The sequence below is a fragment of the Priestia flexa NBRC 15715 genome (assembly GCF_001591565.1).
Classification (GTDB): domain Bacteria; phylum Bacillota; class Bacilli; order Bacillales; family Bacillaceae_H; genus Priestia; species Priestia flexa.
Genome location: NZ_BCVD01000223.1, coordinates 1 through 1,593 on the forward strand (window position 1 = coordinate 1; position 1,593 = coordinate 1,593).

Annotated in this window: 1 protein-coding gene; it reads right to left on the minus strand. The window is 36.3% G+C overall.

The features are described 5' to 3' along the window. Nucleotides 1-1,336 (minus strand): SpoIID/LytB domain-containing protein (locus tag BFL01S_RS19505; protein ID WP_156474963.1); only part of this gene is annotated, 1,336 nt, incomplete at its 3' end. Nucleotides 1,337-1,593: the final 257 nt, after the last annotated feature.

Consider the following 1,593-nt stretch of genomic DNA (forward strand, 5'->3'; position numbering starts at 1 on the left):
CTATAATGGTTGGTGCAGAAGGAGGTTGTACCTCTATTCTTGGATATGCATCCGTATAATGCTGGCTAATTGTCGTACCAGGATAATAGAATTCTAGTATTGTTGTATACGAATTACCTTGAGATGCCATAACGCTTGCGCCATATTGGCTTAAACCAACGCCGTGTCCATAGCCTGCTCCTTTAATCACAATAGAATTGCTATCAGAAGTAATGCTTTTCACATATAAGTTTAGCATTGACGTGCCATTAATTAAGCTTTTAACGCTGCTTGCTTTCTCGCCAATTAAATTCCACGTACTTACTTTTATGTTTCCATTTGAATCAAGTTCATCTTTCACTATGTATTTAACAACTAAATCGCCTCTCGTTGCGCGTTGACCCGTTGTCGGAGCATAGAACTTTACATCTTCAACACTAACAATTTTAATGTCTTTTCCGCTGAACCCGTTCGCGTTCATTTTTTGCTTAATATTGTTTGCCATAATGGAATCAACTTCATTGATAGAATTCCACCACGCATTCGGATCTTTCAAATCTTTGTCTACTAAATTAATTTGCTGCTTATTCACAACCTTCGTCCATTCACGTTGAGGGTCATAAGGATCGGGCTTAGATTCAAGGTACGGAAGCTGCGTACTTCCCCAGTAATTAAGGCTAGACTCAATATAGCCGCCGTTACTAGATGAGAAAACCGTTTGAGCAAGAGCCCCGTTGTATTTCACCGTTTCTCCAAATGTTTCATCAACAGCTTGGCTAGTGCGTTCATTCCAATCATAACCACCGTACACTTGTTTATATTGTGTATCATCAATTGCATTGCTATTTATGTAAGTTAAAGCATAGGTTCGAGCAGCAAGTGCTTGTGCTTTTAACGCGTCCATATGCCAATCTGCGTATGCTTCCTTTGGAACCACACCTTTTAGATAGTCTTCCAGAGGTAGCGTATTAATTGGACGTATATACTTATTACCTTCATTTATAAAGCGCATATCACCTAGATATTTTCTGCCATTAATTGATAGAGTTGCGCTATAGGTAGATGGAGTTACTTTAAATGAATCCGCACTAGCTATTCGCTGATCTTCTTCATATATTCCTACGCCAGTGCTTTCTACTTTTACACTGTAAGTCTTACCACTTTCTAATTCTACGTTACTACCTTCAATTTTATATGTTTTAGAAGGCTGAATGGTAATAAACGATTTGTCTCCAAGATAGTTCACTAATTTAACAGAGATTGTCGGTTCAATACCTTGAGCTTTTGCTTCATGTTCAAATGTTACCCAAGCAAAAATAAAGCTAATTGCTAGGAGTGTTTTAAAAATGCATTTCATCCTTTTGTTTTCACCTTCCTAAGATGTTTTATAAATTAACTGAAATAACGAATATCGTCTACAAACTTTATCGGCTAAAAATAACAGTTTTACAGATGAGAATGCTATTTATCAATTAATCTAGTTAATTTAACGAGAAAATCTAAGCCTTTCCACACTTCTTTTACCAAAAAATTCCACTGTCGTATTATACAGCTAGAAGGGCAAAATAACTAGTTCTTTTACAGTAAATAAGTTCAATAATATGTATTGAGATC